The sequence below is a fragment of the Yersinia sp. Marseille-Q5920 genome, from assembly GCF_946902935.1.
GTDB classification, from domain to species: domain Bacteria; phylum Pseudomonadota; class Gammaproteobacteria; order Enterobacterales; family Enterobacteriaceae; genus Yersinia; species Yersinia rochesterensis.
In genome coordinates this window covers 37,043-55,765 of record NZ_CAMPQA010000004.1, presented here as the reverse complement: position 1 = coordinate 55,765, position 18,723 = coordinate 37,043, and the positions used below count along the sequence as shown (strand labels likewise).

Here is an 18,723-nt window from a genome sequence, read left to right as displayed (position 1 = left end):
CGAATCAGCCTTAGACACACAAATCTACTCATCATCAGATATACACAACAAAATGGTGGGAAAAGAATGATGGGGAAGTCGCCCACACCACATATGTGCCGCCACTCAAATAAATAACACTAAACTAATTATCACGTTTCGCTTGTAATTCTAGAGTATAAATACGAAAATAACTGAAATATGTGGGATTGTTATAACACAAAAATCTGGGTTGTTGAGTCAAAATATGACGCCCCTTAAGCTAAATGGAAATTGTGTAGAAACGCCCGCAATTAGCCACTAAGATAAGAGCGCAATATCAGTGCGTTGGCAGCTGTAAGCCAAGGGCGGTAGCGTGGATAATTGCGTTAGAGGTAGAGTACAAATAGACCAGAACATTTCTCTAAGTATATTTATCCACTAAGAAATTGGTTTTTTAGTTGTTCTTCCTTTAGGACTTACTCCTATTCCATAATTACTATTTGTAAATCATATCATGTTAATAAAACAAGTTGCTTCTCATTAATAAAAGAAGAGTTGAGCTTTACTAAAAAATACAATAATTAGATAATTAATATACAGATAAATATTAACACTTTTAGTCCGTAATAGGAAAAAGATAAATGATCGATTAAAATACAACCATTGAATCTCTGAACTGCATCAAGGGGGAAATTTGATTTAAAATAATCAAACTCCAAACTCTTCATGGCATTTTATTAAATAATCACCCTGCAAGAACATTGTTATTATTCAAAAACCAAAATTAATCATTATAAATTATAATTGTTAATTTTGGTTTTAGTCATTGTTATAGTAAATATTTCAACTAAGACATGTCAATTAAACTTAAATTTTAAGAATATATAATTTGGATTAACCATGAAAACAATAATTACATTTGGAACATTTGATGTTTTCCATGTAGGTCATATAAATATATTGGAACGTGCGGCATCTTATGGAGATAAACTTATTGTTGGTGTTTCATCAGATGAGTTAAACTTTAGCAAAAAGAAAAGATATCCTATTTATTGCCAAAATGATCGAGTGAAAATTATTAGCTCATTACGATTTGTTGATGAAGTATTCATTGAGGAATCTCTAGAGCTAAAACTAGATTACATCAAGCAATATAATGCAGCAATTTTAGTCATGGGCGATGATTGGGTCGGGCGTTTTGACTGGGTGAAAGAAGCCTGTGACGTCATTTACTTACCAAGAACACCATCAATATCTACCACTGAAATTATCGAAGTTGTAAGGTCAATGCCCAAATGATAAGTAAAAAAAAAGCCGCTAGAATTATAAAAAAAGTAATTAGTGCTATAAGTGGAATCATACCTAAAAACAATAAAAAAATAATATTTAAGAGTCGACCAGATATCTCAGGGAATGCTAAAGCACTAAGTGAATTTATAAGTAAAAATCACAATGATTACAAAATAATTTGGCTCGTCGAAAGCGACTGTAAAGCTAATGATCTCAATATTAATATAATTAAAACAGGCACATTTAAGTCTCTCTACCATTATTTTACTAGTAAATACATTATTACAACCCATAATGAAATGATTGGAACTAAAGCAGCTTCACAGATATATATTAGTTTATGGCATGGAATGCCTCTGAAAAAAATATGCTATCTAGGTGAGTTTGATAACGTAGGTATGGAAGACTATTCTGCAAATAGAATAGCTACATCCGAGATCATGCGTTCTATAATTTCAGCCTGTTTCAGAGAGAAAGCGAATAATGTATATATAACAGGGCAACCTAGAAATGATTTTTTATTTCAAAGTCGACCGATAGATGTTACAGATAAAAAATCCAGAATTAATAAAAAGAAAATAATATATGCTCCAACCTTTCGAGAGAATCAAACAGCATTGCAGTACTCGGATGGCAGTGCAATTAAAGAAAATAACTTTTTACGTGTCACTGACTTTAACATAGAAGCTCTGGATACTTTCCTTGATGAAAATAATGCAGAACTTTTTATTAAACTTCATCCTTTCGAAGAAAAAACATTCATTTCAACTGAATTGACCAATAATATAACAATAATAAAGACAGAGACCTTACATGAAATAAATCTAGATATCAATCACTTGCTAAACAAGATGGATATTTTAGTTACGGATTATTCCTCTATCTATTTCGATTATATGCTGCTCGATCGGCCTATTTGTTTTCTTGTCCCCGACATTGATGCATATGGGAACTCAAGAGGTGGTTTTACACTTGAACCCGTTAAATTTTGGATGCCAGGAGCTCACACCTTCAGTCAGTATTCCTTGCAAGATGAATTGAAAAAATTGCTCGATGGACAAGATGATTATCAGGAGCAGCGTAATATAGTTAACAATGTAATTAATTTTTATAAGGATGAAAATAGCAGTGAGCGAGTTTTCCAAAAATTCTTCATCTCCAATCAATAAAAAGATAGCAATCAAGATTTTATTAGGAGATATTTCATCCAGAGGAGGAATAGAGAGGGTATCTGTTTCTTTAGCTAATGCACTTTCAGATAATTATGACGTTGAAATAATTAGTTTATATAAAACAAACTCCGAATTATATTTTCAACCGTCGAAAAAGGTTAATATTCACATTCTGAAAAATGAATATGAAGAAAGCATGTATAATAGGAAAAAAAAACTTATTGAAGGCATGTTATTTGATTTAAGATATATAAATAAAAAAAAGAAGTCGCTAGAAAAATCAATTGGACACAATGACATTGTCATATCATGTGATACAAAAATGTCACTATTAGCAAAATTATCCGGTAGCAAACACATCATTGCTATTGAACATTTTGAATATGACGTTATCAATCCAATTTTAAAATATATTCGAAAAATTATTTATAAAAAAATATCAGCAGTTGTTACTTTAACTAATGAAGATGCAAAGAAATACTCTTGGCTTCCCTCGCATAAACATAAAATAATTCCAAACATTGTTGAAATACCAGAAAAAAAATCATTAAAGAAAGAAAATAATGTGTTAGCTATAGGGCGTTTTGTCGAGCAAAAAGGGTTCGACCTCTTGCTTTCAGCCTGGTCTAAAATATCAACTGAAGGCTGGTCTTTGATAATAGTTGGGGATGGGCCAGATAAACCTCTACTTGAAAAATACATTAACGATAATAAATTAAGTAACGTAGTGCTAGCCCCATTCACTGATAATATAGGAAAGCATTACGAACAAGCTAAGGTATTCGTTTTATCATCACGCTATGAAGGCTTGGGCATGGTCCTTATTGAAGCCCTTTCATATGGTCTACCTTGTATAAGTTTTAATTGTCCAGCAGGACCGAAGTCAATACTTAACAAAGATAATGGAATTTTAGTTAAAGCGGAAAGCAGTGAGGAATTATCAATAGCAATTAAAAAGCTTATGGATGATGAAAGCTTAAGAGAACTATACTCCGCCAAAGCAGTACCCAGTATCAAAGAGTATACTAAAGAGCAGGTATTAAAGCTCTGGGTTGAAATCATTGAGCAGGATGTTAAATGAATACTTACGATTTTATTTTTATTACTAATGTTCCTGCATTCTATAAAGTGAATCTTTTTAATAGACTGGCCAAGCATTGTCGAATCAAAGTGATTTTTATCGCAAAAAAATCAAAAATGCGAAATGATGATTTCTACAATTATAATCATGAGTTTAATAGTGAGTATATAAATACTGGTGATTTTGAAAATCGTGATAAATTAAAAACACTTATCAAAATATATAAAACAATAAGAAATGATGAGTTCACGAAACTTGTTTACCCAGGCTGGGAAATAAAAGAATTATTATTTTTATCTTTTCTAGTGAGAAGGGATAAAAATTCTGTTGTTATTGAAAGTAGTATAAATGAAACAAAAACAGATGGTTATGCATGGTTATTAAAAAAGTTTTTCTTAAAAAGAATGAGTTCAGCCTACCCTTCTGGAGTTTTACAAAAAAAAATACTAGAAAAAATAGAGTTTAAAGGAAAAATAACATTTACTCATGGTGTAGGTATTCCTAATTATATAAGGAGTCCTTTTAAATATTCTTATAAGAAAAAAGATGATTCAACATTAACCTATCTGTATGTTGGAAGATTATCTGAAGAGAAAAACTTGTCATTTCTAGTAGATATATTTAATGAAAGACCCGAAAAGTTGATTATTGCCGGCGATGGGCCAGAAGCAAATAACCTAAAAAGAAAATCTAAGAGTAATATTAGTTTTTTAGGTTATATAAACAATACAGATCTAAATCAGATTTATAAATCAGCTGATGTTTTTGTTCTTCCATCTAAGTCGGAACCATGGGGACTAGTAATTGAGGAAGCGCTTACTTTTGGTTTACCTATCATAGTAAGTAATAAAGTGGGGTGTAAGGACGATTTGGTAACTAGCGAAAACGGACTGGTTTTTGATATCGATAATAATAATTCATTTGAAAATTGCTTAGACGAGATGAATAAAAATTATAAAAAATACTTTGAACATGTAAATGCTTCAGATATGTATTTGATATACGAAAAACAAGTTGAATCCTATTTGATATCGCTAAAATAAAAATGAAATCTAAAACATTAACAGATTTTTTTAATTATGCTCTTGGTGATGTATTCGTTAAGGGCTTCTTATTTATTTCCCTACCGCTACTTTCTCGTTTACTTGACCCGATACAATATGGATATCTCTCTCTAATTAATACAGCAACAATAATTTTATATGTATTTATTAGTTTAAACTTGCAAAATGCAATAACTAATAGATTCATGATAACGAGTGAACATTTTGATAGCTATTTATTAAGTATTCTTTGTTTTATTATCCCATTTCAGATCATATTGATAATACTAGAACCTTTATATAGAGCCCCCGTCAGCTCCTTTCTTGGCATAAATGAGAAAGACTTTATATCCGTATTATCAATATGTGTAATGCTTTCATATATATATATATACACATGTTATCTACAAGCATCGAGACAAAGTAAACGTTATGTCATTTTTAATATAGTCGCTAAAATTAGCGAAATGATACTAATTTTTGCTTTTGCATATTTTTTAACATCAAATCAATATATGTCAAAAATCTATGCTCAGATGATTGTCAATATAATCCTTATTACATACGTTTCAATGATTTTATGGAAGCTAAGTCGTGGTAAGTTCAATTTTCTCTATCTAAAAGAAGCACTAATATTTTCGTTACCCTTAATTGTACATGTTCTTTCAAATTCACTTTTATCGCAAGCCGATAGACTTATTATCAATAAAATAATGGGCACTTATTCAGCGGGCATCTACTCTTTTGCATATAATTTAGGTATGTGTGTTATTGTTGTTATTATGGCATGGAATTCATCATGGCAACCCAAGCTTTATAAATTAATCAATATTAGAGATGATGAGGCAATAAAAAAAGCAACATATGCAAGTACAGTATTGATATTCTTAATCTGTGCCCTCAGCATGTTGTTTTCTAAAGAAATGGTGGTATTTCTCGCTAGTGATAAATATTATGATAGCATTCCAATATTACCATTAATAATTATTGGGAATTCATTAATTCATATCTATTTGGTTTATGTTAATTTTATTTTTTATAAAAAGAAAACAGTTATTATTTCTTGTGCTACGTTGGGAGCATTAGGGATTAATATCATCTTAAATTATTACTTAATTCCAAAATTCGGTATTGCCGGTTCTGCTTGGGCTACCGTTGTAGCTTACTTTTTCTTAGCTGCACTCCACTATACAACAGCTACTTATATTACTAGAAATAATATCATTCCATTTAAATATCTTATTTTCTATAGCGTTGGGTTATTATTAGTTTATCCCGTAACATTATATTTAAATGAGATGGACTTAATTTCGGGACTAGTCTTAAAACTCATAATTTTTCTAATGGTCATAGTGTTTGTAGCCAAATCTAAAATTTTAAAATCACTAAGTGAGTAATATGATAATTTATGGTTTGTTTTCCGTACTAACATTACTCATTGCTAATATTGATATTGCTTTTTCTAAAAATAAATTAATTGTTAAATATGTTTTATTCTTACTAATTATTTTAGTGATTGGATTACGTTATGAACTTGGGGTAGATTGGCTTTTTTACCGAGACTCTTTTAACGGTAATAGTACAAATACTTTAACAATAGAACCGGGATACCAACTGCTGTCCTCATTTATAAGTTATTTGGGTTTTGGATTTTGGTCTTTTGTATGCATGATAAGCATATTTATATTATTTATCCTTTATCGGTTCTTTAAAAAATACTCACCTTTTCCACTTTTTTGTTTAAGTATTTATTTTATTTCATCTTTTGGTTTTAATATTGAAGCCTTAAGGCAAATCATTGCTGTTGCTATTTTCTATATTGCACTTAGTTACTATTTAAATGGTAAGAAGAAACATTATATAGCTTTATGTTTACTCGCTTCATCTTTCCATATATCAGCGATAATATTGATAATATTACCATTTATAGATAATGCAATATTTAAGCGACTAATGAAAATTAGTGTGCTGTTTGGTGTAGTAATGTCCGTGGTTGGATTATATCCAATAGAAATTATTTTAGAAGCATTAACATTATTCTCTTATAATCCCTATCTTGAAAAGATTCATCTTTACACTTTAAATGCTAGCACTGGAAATATATTTACATATAATCTACTCGTCAAAATTATTATTATTTCTTATTACTTTATCAAGAAAAAGCACATTTACTTTGAGTTTGCCAATAAAAAATTACCATTAAACTTCGCATCTAGTTTAGAAACGATTATATTAACAATGCTAATCATTGATGTTTATTTTGGCAAATATGGAACTATCACCTCCAGAGTTGATGAATACTTTGCTCCAATATTTATAATATTAGTTAGTTACTTAATAATGATAAATAAAAGTATAGCTAATAAAGTAGCCTTCTCAATTTTATTTTCTTGCTATATACTAATCGCTTTTATTAGATTCACCTCAAATGAATATTTCCAAAATCAGTATCTACCCTATAGAAATTCTCTCTATTCTAAAATAATAGGTGAAAATGCGTCGTTGGCTCGAGAGCAAGCTGTAAAATTACATTGGATTGAAAGGAAGAAATGATGCTATTAGTCAATGCCAGTAACTTATATATTGGAGGGGGACTCCAAGTTGGTATTTCAGTTATTGAAGAATTTACTGCACTAAAAGTTAATTTTATTGCTGCGGTATCACCAGTGGTTTTTGAACAATTATCCAGCCAAGCACAAAAATCATGCGAAGTGATTGAATCAACACCATCAGGTATATTCAACTTCTCAACAAGAAAAAGATTAGATGAGCTGGTAAAACAATATCAAATAACAGATGTATTTACTATATTCGGCCCAAGTTACTGGAAACCTAAGGTTAAAAATCATTTAGTCGGTTTTGCTCAAGCTTGGTTAATTTATAATACATCTGTTATTTTTAACAAGCTTTTATTAAAAGAAAAAATAAAAATTATAATTCTTAGTTTTATTCAACCTTTTTATTTTAAGAATAACTCAACTAAACTTGTTACTGAAACAGATGATGTTAGGCTAAAAATTGGAAAGCGTCTTAAAATTAATCCTCAAAATGTGTTTACAGTTTCAAACACAATTTCATCTGTATTTTACGAACCGAAAAAATTTGATCGCCAAGTTCTAAATAGACTTCCTATTAAAAATGATGATATTTGGCTACTCACAATCTCACATGATTATCCGCATAAAAATTTAGCTATTATTGCTGATCTTGTAGAAAAGCTTCCTTCTAGATTTAAATTTATTTTAACAGTCAGTGACGAATTTAAGAAAAATATTCCAACAAAATATCAAGATCGGCTTATCATATTGGGTAAAGTAAGTAGTGCACAGTGCCCTCCTCTATACGAAGTATGTGATGCATTATTCCTGCCTACACTATTAGAATGTTTTAGTGCCTCCTATGTAGAAGCGATGTACATGGGAAAACCTATTTTCACTTCAAATCGAGCATTTGCAAAAACGGTATGTGGAGATTCGGCTTATTACTTTGATCCGCTAAAAGCCGATGATATTGCCAATACTATTATTACAGCCTATGAAAATCCATTAGTTATAAATAAAAAATGTTTGGATGGAAAAGAACTCGTAAGTCGGTTTCCATCCGCAAGAGAACGAGCTGAAAAATATTTGAGTATTTTATATGCTAAATGATATTAAAGAAAAAAGTATTGTTTTACTTGTTGATGACTATATTCCTGATAGTACAAAAGTCGCAGCAAAAATGATGCATGAACTTGCTTGTGAATTAGTTCAACGAGGATATAAAGTAACAGTAATAACACCATCTAGTCATTTAAAAAGTAATTATCATAGTGATTATATCGATAATGTTGAGGTTGTAAGATTCAAACTTGGCCCAATAAAAAATTGCTCACTTATCAAACGAGCTATAAATGAATCACTTCTTCCATTTAAAGCATGGTTATACACAAATAGACATCTGAAAAATAAAAACTTTGACTTAATTATCAGCTATTCACCATCTATCTTCTGGGGATGGTTTGCTATAAAACTTAAAAAGAGATTTCAGTGCTCTTTGTATTTAATTTTGCGTGATTTCTTTCCTCAGTGGATCATAGATAACGGAATTATAAAAGCCAATAATCCTATCACTAAATATTTCAGATTTATAGAAAGATTAAATTATAGCTCCGCAGATGTTATCGGAATTCAGTCTATTGCTAATATTAAGTATTTCAAAGAGTGCTTTAGTGACCGTTACAAAACTCGCCTGCTATTTAATTGGGTTAGCCCTAACTTAGAGAAAAATAATATAGACTTCAAAAAACACTTAGGTCTAGAGAATAAAGTTTTATTTTTCTATGGGGGAAATATTGGCAAAGCACAGGACATGAAAAACTTAGTGAGACTTGCCAAACGCCTTCAGCATAAATCGGAAGCACATTTTGTTTTTCTGGGACAAGGAGATGAAGTCACACTTATTAAGGATATGGTAATTCAAGATAAAATAAATAACGTCACTATATTACCATCGGTATCACAACAAAAATTCAAAGCTATTTTGCACGAAGTCGATGTAGGTCTATTCTCTCTTTGTCGTAATCATAAAAGTCATAACTTTCCTGGGAAAATACTAGGCTATATGGCTAATAGTATACCTATCTTAGGAAGTGTAAACAAAGGAAACGATCTGCAAGAAATAATACAAGAATACAATGCAGGCTTCGTTACTATTAATGGTGAAGACGATATTCTTTATCACAATGCACTGACTCTTCTTGAAAATGCTTTATTAAGAAAACAGTTAGGAATTAATTCAAACCGTCTATTACATGCAAAATTCACAGTTGCTGCTGCTGCTGATGAAATTATCAATAATCAAGGTTAAAAATGTTCAATTCAAAAACATTACTTATTACCGGTGGGACAGGCTCATTTGGCAACGCTGTCCTCGATCGTTTTCTGGAAACGAGTATCTCTGAAATTCGAATCTTTAGTCGTGATGAGAAAAAACAAGATGATATGCGTAAGAAGTACAAAAATGATAAATTGAAGTTTTATATAGGTGACGTTAGAGATTACCAGAGCATTTCTAACGCAATGCGTGGTGTAGACTATATTTTCCATGCAGCGGCTTTAAAACAAGTCCCTTCTTGCGAGTTTTATCCTCTTGAAGCAGTTAAGACAAATGTCTTGGGGACTGAAAACGTTATTGAATCCGCAATAAATCATAACGTTAAACGTGTTGTTTGTTTAAGTACAGATAAAGCAGTTTATCCTATTAATGCAATGGGTATTTCTAAAGCCATGATGGAAAAAATTATGGTGGCAAAATCCCGTAATTTATCTTCCTCTAACACAGTTGTTTGTGGTACTCGATACGGAAATGTGATGGCATCACGTGGTTCTGTTATCCCGCTGTTTGTTAATCAGATTTTAAAAAATGAGTCTGTCAGTGTAACTGATCTTGAAATGACACGCTTTATGATGACTCTTGAAGATGCCGTTGATCTGGTTATCCATGCTTTTACCCATGGCTCAAATGGTGATATTTTTGTTCAAAAAGCACCGGCAGCAACAATTGAAATTTTAGCAAAAGCTATTACTGAACTTATGAGTAAACCTGAGCATCCGATAAATATAATCGGAACGCGCCACGGAGAGAAACTCTACGAAACATTGTTGACCCGAGAAGAGATGCTTCATGCAGAGGATCAAGGAAACTATTACCGTATTCCCGCAGATAACCGTGATTTAAATTATGGTAAATTCTTTGAGAATGGTGAGAAGAAAATAACTGAAATTGCTGATTATAACTCTCATAACACAACCAGACTAAACCTTGAAGATACAAAGAAATTACTACTAAAACTGAAGTTTATGCGGGAAATAGTTAGTGGTAATACTGTACAGCCGGAGTATTAATTATGCGTAAAGTACTAATCACTGGCTCTAATGGTTTTATAGGTAAAAACCTGAGTGTAGCGCTTAAAGAACGTGGTCTCATAGTGCTAACGTTTACACATGAAGATGATATATCTGAGCTTACCAATAAAGTCATAGCCGTAGATATAATTTATCACTTAGCTGGCGTTAATAGGCCATTAACTGATGATGAGTTTGTTAGTGGAAATACTGATTTTACAGAAACTCTAGTCAAAATTATTGCTGAGAGAAATCCTAAAGCCTCACTGATTTATTCATCATCAATACAAGCTGAAAAAGATAATGCCTACGGAAAAAGCAAATTAAATGCTGAAAGAATAATTCAGGAGGCAGTGACAAAATCAAATATTAATGCATCTATCTACCGTTTACATGGGGTTTTTGGTAAATGGTGTCGACCAAATTATAATTCAGTAGTTGCTACTTTTTGTCATAATGTTATTAATGATATACCATTAACCATCGACAATCCTTCATTTAACCTAGAGATTGTTTATATCGATGATGTTATTGAGGCATTTGTTAGCCATCTGGATATTAAAAATAACAATGATATTTTTTATGATATTCCAGTTAAATATAAAATATCACTCCAAGATTTGGCGGATAAAATAATAGGGTTTAAATCTTCACGCAATGATTTAACTATAGATTCGGTGGGTGAAGGTATTAGCCGTGCCCTTTATGCTACTTATCTTAGTTATTTGCCCCCTGAAAAATTTTCATATTCCGTTCCGGTATATGAAGATCCCCGAGGTAGTTTTGCTGAGTTGCTGAAAACACCAGCTTATGGCCAATTTTCATTTTTTACCGCTAAACCAGGCATAACTCGCGGTGGACATTACCATCATACTAAGAATGAAAAATTCATTGTTGTATCTGGCAAGGCACTATTTAGGTTTGAACATATTATAACTCATGAAGTTATTGAGTTTGAAAAAAACGCTGCCAATATTGAAATTGTTGAAACAATACCGGGTTGGGCACATAACATCAAAAATATAGGTTCTGATGAACTCATTGTAATGTTGTGGGCAAATGAAATTTTTGATCGTAATAAACCTGACACAGTAGCTTGGGATATGTCATATGAAAAATAAATTATGCGTGCTTAGTGTTGTTGGGACACGACCTGAAATTATCAGACTCTCAGCAGTCCTTAAGAAGCTTGATGTACATTGTGAGCATATCATTGTTCATACGGGTCAAAATTACGATTTTGAATTAAATGAAATTTTCTTTAATGATCTTGGTGTTAGAAAACCAGATTATTTTCTTAATGCAGCAGGTGATAATGCAGCAACCACGATTGGTAATATTATTATTAAAGTGGATGAACTACTTTCTAAAATAAATCCCGATGCTATGTTAGTGCTGGGTGATACCAACAGTTGCTTAGCTGCATTGCCTGCCAAAAGAAGAAAGATACCTGTTTTTCATATGGAAGCAGGCAATAGATGCTTTGACCAGAGAGTTCCAGAGGAAATTAATAGAAAGATCGTTGATCATATTTCAGATGTCAACTTAACCTATTCAGATATTGCTCGTGAGTATCTTATTTCTGAAGGTTTAAGCCCAGATCGTGTAATAAAAACTGGCAGTCCAATGTTTGAAGTTATTAATCAGCATATTGATAAAATTCATAAATCAGATGTACTTACCCGAATTAAACTCGAACCTGGTAAATTTTTTATTGTCAGTGCTCATCGTGAAGAGAATGTAGACAGCCCAAGCAACATTAAAAAATTAGCAGATATCTTAAATAAGATTGCAGAGAAATATAATTTTCCGGTTATCGTTTCAACACATCCTCGAACTCGGAAACGTATAGAAGAAAATAATCTTACTTTTCATCCCAATATTCAACTTCTAAAACCTTTAGGCTTTATTGATTATATTAAATTACAACTTGAAGCCAAAGTGGTACTTTCGGATAGTGGCACCATTACGGAAGAATCATCTATTCTTAACTTCCCAGCATTAAATATTCGTGAAGCACATGAAAGGCCAGAGGGAATGGAAGAAGCTTCGGTAATTATGACTGGTTTAAGTGTTGAAAGAGTTATGCAGTCATTGTCTATTTTGGAAAGCCAGCCAACTGGTGAACATCGTTTACTACGACCAGTGAGCGACTATTCTATGCCCAATGTTTCGGATAAAGTTGTGCGTATAATACACAGCTATGTTGATTATATTAATCGTGTCGTTTGGAAAAAATATTAATTTCTTATCGCGGAGGTTAAGTGTTCCTTTTTGACGAAAAATTTAAAATTGATTTATATAGTAAAGCTGCTACATCCCCGCGTCGACGTGATCATTTCAATATTCATAATGATTATCAGGACCCAGTACAAAGGATTGCTATTGCTTTACTGCATGGAACATACATTCCACCGCACAAACATACACAATCTCATCAATGGGAGTTTTTCCATGTTGTTGAGGGAGAAGTAAAACTAATACTCTTTTCAGAACAAGGGACAGTAACAGAAATCTATTTATTAGGTGATAAACATAAAGTTTTTGCCGTGCAGCTTCCACCCAATATATTTCATACCTTGGTTTGTATCTCAAGCAAAGCATTTATTTTTGAATGGAAGCAAGGCCCATTTGTTCTCGATACTGCTAAGGAGATGCCACACTGGTCTATGCCTGAAAACGACATAAATATATCTTCAAAAGTTCAACACCTTGAAAAGGTGATCATCGGTGATAACTTTACTGATAACATTTAAATTTTAGCGACTTTTGTCCTATCGGGTAACATTTTTATTACCTACCATAAAGTATTGTTATCTTAGTCGATATACGCAGTAGTAATAACCTCATGATTTTCTGAGAAGAATATATTTAGTTTTCTTTATTTTTAATAGATTGGATATTTTAAATATGAGTGATAATAGTAATAAAAATGATACTGCGCCGATAAAAAGTCAATATTATGACTTCTCTACATTATCTCCGCAAAAGGATGATATTAACTTCTTTGAATTGATTACAGTTATTTTAAATTCTAAATTTAAAATAATAATAGTTACTCTTTTATTTATAGCGGCCGGTTTTACTGTAGCTTATACGCTTCCTAACCAATGGACAAGTACTGCTATTGTAGTCAAACCAAGTGATGAATCAATTCAAGTTCTAGATAAAATAACCTCTGATTTAGCGGCATTAGATATTGCAATAGATATTGATTCGGATTATTTATTATCCACATTTAAGCAAAATTTTGACTCTCGAGATATGCGTGCTGAATATTTGGTCAGTACTAACTATTTTAAGAGGTTAATGGAGGAGGATCCACAAAATGAGGCACGGAGAAGATATCTAATTGAAAAAATAATCAATCAAGATATTAACTCTGTTGGTTCTCAACAAGATAAATCTGATGATAAATCTGAATACCGTTATTATAAATTATCTCACAGAGCAGATACGGCTAATGATGCCCACGATCTTTTACTGGGATATATAAATTATGTAAAGAAAATCGTTGATGCTGATATTACACGAAAAATAAAACGAACTATTGATACAGCTAAAAACCTTAGTACAGAAAAATATAATTTAGATTTATTAAGAGCTAAAAACAATCAAGAAGTTAGAATTGAACGATTAAAATATGCAATTGATATGGCTAATGCCGCTGGCATTAAAAAGCCTATATATGGTAGTGGCACTGTGATTAATGATGACCCAGACTTCCCGATTACTATTGGTTCAGACACATTGAACAAAAAGTTAGAAATTGAGAAATCCATTACCGACCCAGCTTTAATTGATCCCGACCTTTTGAATCGTAAGTTATATATAGAAAAGTTGAACGGATTAAAAATTGATGATATCGATATAGTTCCCTTTAAATATCTACAGCAACCGACAGAACCGACAATAAAAGATGCATCTAAACGTTTACTGGTTCTAATATTCTTTACACTGATTGGTTTCGTGGGTTCTGTAAGTTTCGTTTTGATAAAGCATTTTATGCGTGAGTGGAAGCAAAAAAATCAAGATACCCATATTGGTTGATATCAACAGTTAAACACGGCTCATTTATCCAATAGCTAAAGTAGCTTCACCGCCGAGCTATTGGATAAGATCATTACCAAGATAGAAATCCATTACTTTGTACGCGTAATAAACTAACAATATAACCAGATGATTTATATAATAATCATCTGATATCAATCTCGATCTAACTTTGTACAGGAGACTTACAGTGTCTGAACTGTCTCAACTTTCGCCTCAGCCGTTGTGGGATATTTTCGCAAAAATCTGCTCGATTCCCCATCCGTCTTACCACGAAGAAGCACTGGCACAGCATATTATGACGTGGGCCAAGGAAAAAGGTCTACATGCGGAGCGTGATAAGGTCGGTAATATCCTGCTGCGTAAGCCAGCTACCAAGGGGATGGAGAACCGTAAGCCCGTTGCGCTACAAGCTCACTTAGATATGGTGCCACAAAAGAATAATGATACGGTACATGACTTTACCAAAGACCCTATCCAACCCTATATCGACGGTGAATGGGTTAAAGCCCGTGGCACCACATTAGGTGCGGATAATGGCATTGGTATGGCCTCCGCATTGGCGGTGCTGTCTGACGATAGCGTCGAACACGGCCCACTTGAAGTGCTGCTGACCATGACCGAAGAAGCCGGTATGGATGGCGCATTTGGTCTGCAACCTAACTGGTTGAAAGCCGATATTCTGATTAATACCGATTCCGAGCAGGAAGGTGAAATCTATATGGGTTGCGCCGGGGGTATTGATTTTATTACCACTTTAGCACTAAAGCGCGAAGCGGTTCCTACCGGTTACCAGACGTTGAAGTTGACCATTAAAGGTTTGAAAGGCGGTCATTCAGGCGCTGATATCCATTTAGGGCTAGGTAATGCCAATAAACTGCTGGCCCGATTCCTGTTCGACCAGGCCAAAGATTTAGACCTGCGGATATTGGATTTGAATGGCGGCACGCTGCGTAATGCTATCCCACGTGAAGGTTCTGTGACCTTGGCGATTGCCGCAGATAAAGTCGATCAGCTGAAAAACCTGAGCCAGGAGTATCTGGCAACCTTGAAAAATGAGCTGGCCGCAGTTGAAAAAAATCTGACTGTATTGCTTGAGCCGCTATCTATTGATAATGCTAAGGCTCTGACAAAAGATACCCAGCAGCGCCTGATCGCCTTATTGAATGCCACGCCAAACGGTGTCATTCGTATGAGTGATGCAGTAAAAGGTGTGGTTGAAACCTCACTGAATGTGGGTGTGGTTACCATGAATGAGAATGAAGTAGAAATCATCTGCCTAATCCGTTCTCTGATCGACAGCGGCAAAGATTACGTGGTGGGAATGTTGACTGCGATTGGTCAGTTGGCTGGCGCAGAAACCTCGCCAAAAGGCGGCTACCCTGGCTGGCAACCTGACCCAACCTCGCCGGTGATGGCATTGGTGCGGGAAACTTACCAAAAATTGTTTAACAAAACACCCAATATCATGGTTATCCATGCCGGTCTGGAATGTGGTTTATTTAAAAAACCTTACCCAGAGATGGATATGGTGTCGATTGGGCCAACTATGACAGGGCCACATTCACCGGATGAACAAGTTCATATCGAAAGTGTGGGTCAATATTGGCAATTACTGACTGCGCTGCTGAAAGCGATTCCTGAGCGCGCATAAGAAACCCGGTTTTGTTTTATATGATTAACGGCGGCGCTTAGGCCCGCCGTTTTTTATTCGTCAGAGTTATTCCCAACTCAACAGTAATTGCCGCTCGAGTTGCGGATCCAGCAAAGTGACATGTAACCCCACCAAACGCACCCCCCGCTCCGCCCGCCGCTCATTCCATGCTGCCCGCGCTACTTGCAATAAGTCCGCTTTATTCAGCTCCGGCCAAACATGCTCTTGTGTAGTTTGCTGAAAATCATGAAATTTTAATTTTACCCCTTGTCGGGCGATATGCAGATCCGGCCTAACCTTACGAAGACGGGTTTCCAGCTCAATATAAAGCTTTTCAATCAATAACTCACAGCTTTCCCAATCATGAATATCCTCAGCCAGTGTCCGCTCGACCCCAACCGATTTGCGCAAACGGTCGGGAGAAACTTCGCGCTCATCAATACCGTGGCTGCGCTCCCATAGCACATGACCAAACTTACCAAAGCGCTTTAATAATTCAGCCTGTGGATAGTTTTGTACATCACTACAGGTTATCAGCCCCAGCTCTTGCAGACGTTTCGCGGTCACTTTGCCCACACCCGGAATTTTACTCAGCGGCAAGTCAGACAAGAAAGGCAATATTTTATCTGGGGTTATCACATACTGACCATTGGGTTTATTTAAATCAGACGCGATCTTGGCTAAAAATTTGATGGGAGCAATGCCCGCAGATGCAGTTAGATTAAGCTCCATAGCAATAGACTGGCGGATTTCTTGTGCAATTAATGTGGCGGAACCACTGCATGCCAGACAATCAGAAACATCCAGATAGGCTTCATCCAGTGAAAGTGGCTCAATCAAAGGGGTGTAGCGCGCAAAAATCTCACGGATATGTAGCGACGCTTCTTTATATGCCGCCATTCGGCCAGGGATCACTTTCAGTTGTGGGCAGAGTTTCAGCGCCATAGCGGTCGGCATCGCGCTGCGAACCCCATAACGTCGAGCAGGATAATTGGCGGTGCTAATGACACCGCGCCTGTCCTGACTACCGCCAATCGCAATAGGAATATCACGCAAACTGGGGTCATCGCGCATTTCAACAGCCGCGAAGAAGCAATCCATATCGACATGAATAATTTTCCGCATGTTTATCCCCCGCCAAAACCACTGTATAAGAATACAGTTAAATCGGAGAAATTCAAGATTAACCGAGATCCTGACCACGCAAATTTCGTGATAGCGAAAAACTAGCCTGGAAGCAGAGCAACCGCTTCAATTTCCAAGGCCAAATCATGATGTAAAACGGACACTGGCACCACGCAACGAGCCGGTTTGTGTGGCCCTAACCAATCAGCATAAAGCGCATTGAAATGTGGCCATAGGGCAATATCACACAGATAAACTCGCACCTGAACCAAGCTATTTACACTGCAATGGCAGTCCGCGAGTATCCCTTCAATATTGGCAAAAACCTGCATAACCTGAATATCAAAAGGTTGGTTTGATAATGCCACGCCCTGCGCCGTGACGGGCAGTTGGCCAGAAAGATAGACCATACCGCCCGCGCAGACAGCATGGCTATAATGGCCTGCTGGCGGCAGGCCCGCTGTTGAATTTATTAAGATAGGCTCGGACATCATCAAGACTTATCAATAAAGTGGGCCAAACGCGCTAAATCGACATTGCCGCCCGAAATAATCACCCCGACTCGTTTACCACGTAAATCCAGCTCATCACCAAAAGCGACAGCCGCCCCTAAGCAACCGGTGGGTTCAACCACAATCTTCATTCGGCTGGCGAAAAACTTCATTGCCGAGATCAATTGGTCATCGCTGGCAGTCAGAATATTATCAACCCACTCCTGAATAACCGGGAAAGTATAGTGACCCAAAGCCTGAGTTTGCGCGCCGTCCGCAATAGTCACTGGCGTGTCAATTTTAACAATTTTTCCGCTGCGGAAACTCTGCTGCCCATCATTACCGGCGGCGGGTTCCACCCCAAATACCTGGCAATTGGGATAGAGCGCTTTGGCCACCGTGGCACAGCCGGACAATAACCCGCCGCCGCCCAATGGCACCAGCAGCACATCCAGCTCGCCCACTTCTTCAAATAATTCTTTTGCCGCCGTCCCCTGCCCGGCCATCACATCCGGATGGTCATAAGGTGGAATCAAGCTTAGCCCCTGCTCTTGTGCCAGTTTACGGCTAATGGCTTCACGGTCTTCAAGATAGCGGTCATATAGCACCACTTCGCCGCCATAACCTCGTGTCGCCGCGATTTTAGCTGCTGGCGCATCTTTAGGCATGACAATAACCGCGCGAATACCTAATTTACGCGCAGACAAAGCAATAGCCTGCGCATGATTCCCCGACGAGAAAGCAATAACCCCTTTTGCTTGCTGTTCCGGCGATAATTTCACTAACGCGTTATAAGCGCCACGGAATTTAAACGCCCCCATATGCTGGAAATTTTCGCATTTAAAAAACAACTGCGCACCGGTCTGCTCATTGGCGGTGGAGGAAGTCAATACTGGGGTTTTAAGTGCAAAACCTGCAATCCGCTGATGTGCTTGGATAATATCGTCATAACTGATGACTAATGGGGCCAT

Annotated in this window: 17 protein-coding genes; 14 read left to right on the top strand and 3 right to left on the bottom strand. The window is 35.5% G+C overall.

The genetic code is table 11. The features are described 5' to 3' along the window. The first annotated feature begins 861 nt into the window (after positions 1–861). From OVO64_RS07105 to pepD, 14 genes are all read left to right on the top strand, one after another. Entirely contained in the window at positions 862–1,260 is a 399-nt protein-coding gene (locus OVO64_RS07105) for an adenylyltransferase/cytidyltransferase family protein (RefSeq protein WP_038631400.1), read from the top strand. Next, positions 1,257–2,420, top strand: a complete 1,164-nt coding sequence (locus OVO64_RS07100; RefSeq protein WP_267248682.1) for a CDP-glycerol glycerophosphotransferase family protein — start codon at positions 1,257–1,259, stop codon at positions 2,418–2,420. Before OVO64_RS07105 ends, OVO64_RS07100 begins: the two co-directional genes overlap by 4 nt. Further along, positions 2,380–3,504 (top strand): glycosyltransferase family 4 protein, encoded by a 1,125-nt coding sequence (locus tag OVO64_RS07095; protein ID WP_230852375.1) that lies wholly within the window; start codon positions 2,380–2,382, stop codon positions 3,502–3,504. Before OVO64_RS07100 ends, OVO64_RS07095 begins: the two co-directional genes overlap by 41 nt. Continuing rightward, the gene (locus OVO64_RS07090) at positions 3,501–4,547 is read left to right on the top strand and encodes a glycosyltransferase family 4 protein (RefSeq protein ID WP_038631396.1); all 1,047 of its coding nucleotides are present in this window, start codon (positions 3,501–3,503) and stop codon (positions 4,545–4,547) included. Before OVO64_RS07095 ends, OVO64_RS07090 begins: the two co-directional genes overlap by 4 nt. 2 nt (positions 4,548–4,549) lie before the next feature. Beyond that, the gene (locus OVO64_RS07085; protein WP_038631394.1) at positions 4,550–5,944 is read left to right on the top strand and encodes an oligosaccharide flippase family protein; all 1,395 of its coding nucleotides are present in this window, start codon (positions 4,550–4,552) and stop codon (positions 5,942–5,944) included. Position 5,945: 1 nt separating this feature from the next. Beyond that, on the top strand, positions 5,946–7,100 hold the full coding sequence (locus tag OVO64_RS07080; protein WP_038631391.1) for an EpsG family protein: 1,155 nt from the start codon (positions 5,946–5,948) through the stop codon (positions 7,098–7,100). Further along, positions 7,097–8,197, top strand: coding sequence for a glycosyltransferase (locus OVO64_RS07075; protein WP_267248681.1), 1,101 nt, complete (start codon positions 7,097–7,099; stop codon positions 8,195–8,197). Before OVO64_RS07080 ends, OVO64_RS07075 begins: the two co-directional genes overlap by 4 nt. Further along, the gene (locus OVO64_RS07070) at positions 8,187–9,395 is read left to right on the top strand and encodes a glycosyltransferase family 4 protein (RefSeq protein ID WP_038631385.1); all 1,209 of its coding nucleotides are present in this window, start codon (positions 8,187–8,189) and stop codon (positions 9,393–9,395) included. The genes OVO64_RS07075 and OVO64_RS07070 overlap by 11 nt, the downstream gene beginning before the upstream one ends. Before the next feature lie 2 nt (positions 9,396–9,397). Then, positions 9,398–10,432: a polysaccharide biosynthesis protein gene (locus OVO64_RS07065; protein ID WP_038631383.1), complete on the top strand. Its 1,035-nt coding sequence runs from the start codon at positions 9,398–9,400 to the stop codon at positions 10,430–10,432. A gap of 2 nt (positions 10,433–10,434) precedes the next feature. Next, a complete protein-coding gene (gene wbjC, locus OVO64_RS07060) occupies positions 10,435–11,553 on the top strand; it encodes a UDP-2-acetamido-2,6-beta-L-arabino-hexul-4-ose reductase (protein WP_038631381.1) in 1,119 nt (372 codons plus the stop codon). Further along, positions 11,543–12,676 carry a non-hydrolyzing UDP-N-acetylglucosamine 2-epimerase gene (wecB, locus tag OVO64_RS07055; RefSeq protein WP_038631380.1) on the top strand — a complete coding sequence of 378 codons (1,134 nt, stop codon included), beginning with the start codon at positions 11,543–11,545 and terminating at the stop codon, positions 12,674–12,676. The genes wbjC and wecB overlap by 11 nt, the downstream gene beginning before the upstream one ends. A 20-nt stretch (positions 12,677–12,696) precedes the next feature. Then, a complete protein-coding gene (locus OVO64_RS07050; RefSeq protein WP_050291399.1) occupies positions 12,697–13,188 on the top strand; it encodes a WbuC family cupin fold metalloprotein in 492 nt (163 codons plus the stop codon). Positions 13,189–13,342: 154 nt separating this feature from the next. After that, on the top strand, positions 13,343–14,482 hold the full coding sequence (gene wzz(fepE) / locus OVO64_RS07045; protein WP_038631378.1) for an LPS O-antigen length regulator Wzz(fepE): 1,140 nt from the start codon (positions 13,343–13,345) through the stop codon (positions 14,480–14,482). A 190-nt stretch (positions 14,483–14,672) separates the two neighbouring features. Next, positions 14,673–16,136, top strand: coding sequence for a beta-Ala-His dipeptidase (gene pepD, locus OVO64_RS07040; protein ID WP_038631376.1), 1,464 nt, complete (start codon positions 14,673–14,675; stop codon positions 16,134–16,136). A gap of 66 nt (positions 16,137–16,202) precedes the next feature. Here the strand turns inward: pepD and dinB are convergent, their stop codons facing one another. The 3 genes from dinB to OVO64_RS07025 form a co-directional block, all read right to left on the bottom strand. Beyond that, positions 16,203–17,261: a DNA polymerase IV gene (dinB, locus tag OVO64_RS07035; RefSeq protein ID WP_038631374.1), complete on the bottom strand. Its 1,059-nt coding sequence runs from the start codon at positions 17,259–17,261 to the stop codon at positions 16,203–16,205. A 101-nt stretch (positions 17,262–17,362) separates the two neighbouring features. Then, positions 17,363–17,755, bottom strand: a complete 393-nt coding sequence (locus tag OVO64_RS07030; protein ID WP_038631372.1) for a RidA family protein — start codon at positions 17,753–17,755, stop codon at positions 17,363–17,365. Beyond that, positions 17,755–18,723 carry a threo-3-hydroxy-L-aspartate ammonia-lyase gene (locus OVO64_RS07025; RefSeq protein WP_038631370.1) on the bottom strand — a complete coding sequence of 323 codons (969 nt, stop codon included), beginning with the start codon at positions 18,721–18,723 and terminating at the stop codon, positions 17,755–17,757. The genes OVO64_RS07030 and OVO64_RS07025 overlap by 1 nt, the downstream gene beginning before the upstream one ends.

Coding starts and splice junctions, on each gene's coding strand:
- OVO64_RS07105 (WP_038631400.1), top strand. CDS start 862: ATGAAAACAATAATTACATTTGGAACATTTGATGTTTTCCATGTAGGT.
- OVO64_RS07100 (WP_267248682.1), top strand. CDS start 1,257: ATGATAAGTAAAAAAAAAGCCGCTAGAATTATAAAAAAAGTAATTAGT.
- OVO64_RS07090 (WP_038631396.1), top strand. CDS start 3,501: ATGAATACTTACGATTTTATTTTTATTACTAATGTTCCTGCATTCTAT.
- OVO64_RS07085 (WP_038631394.1), top strand. CDS start 4,550: ATGAAATCTAAAACATTAACAGATTTTTTTAATTATGCTCTTGGTGAT.
- OVO64_RS07080 (WP_038631391.1), top strand. CDS start 5,946: ATGATAATTTATGGTTTGTTTTCCGTACTAACATTACTCATTGCTAAT.
- OVO64_RS07075 (WP_267248681.1), top strand. CDS start 7,097: ATGATGCTATTAGTCAATGCCAGTAACTTATATATTGGAGGGGGACTC.
- OVO64_RS07070 (WP_038631385.1), top strand. CDS start 8,187: ATGCTAAATGATATTAAAGAAAAAAGTATTGTTTTACTTGTTGATGAC.
- OVO64_RS07065 (WP_038631383.1), top strand. CDS start 9,398: ATGTTCAATTCAAAAACATTACTTATTACCGGTGGGACAGGCTCATTT.
- wbjC (WP_038631381.1), top strand. CDS start 10,435: ATGCGTAAAGTACTAATCACTGGCTCTAATGGTTTTATAGGTAAAAAC.
- wecB (WP_038631380.1), top strand. CDS start 11,543: ATGAAAAATAAATTATGCGTGCTTAGTGTTGTTGGGACACGACCTGAA.
- dinB (WP_038631374.1), bottom strand. CDS start 17,261: ATGCGGAAAATTATTCATGTCGATATGGATTGCTTCTTCGCGGCTGTT.
- OVO64_RS07030 (WP_038631372.1), bottom strand. CDS start 17,755: ATGATGTCCGAGCCTATCTTAATAAATTCAACAGCGGGCCTGCCGCCA.
- OVO64_RS07025 (WP_038631370.1), bottom strand. CDS start 18,723: ATGGCCCCATTAGTCATCAGTTATGACGATATTATCCAAGCACATCAG.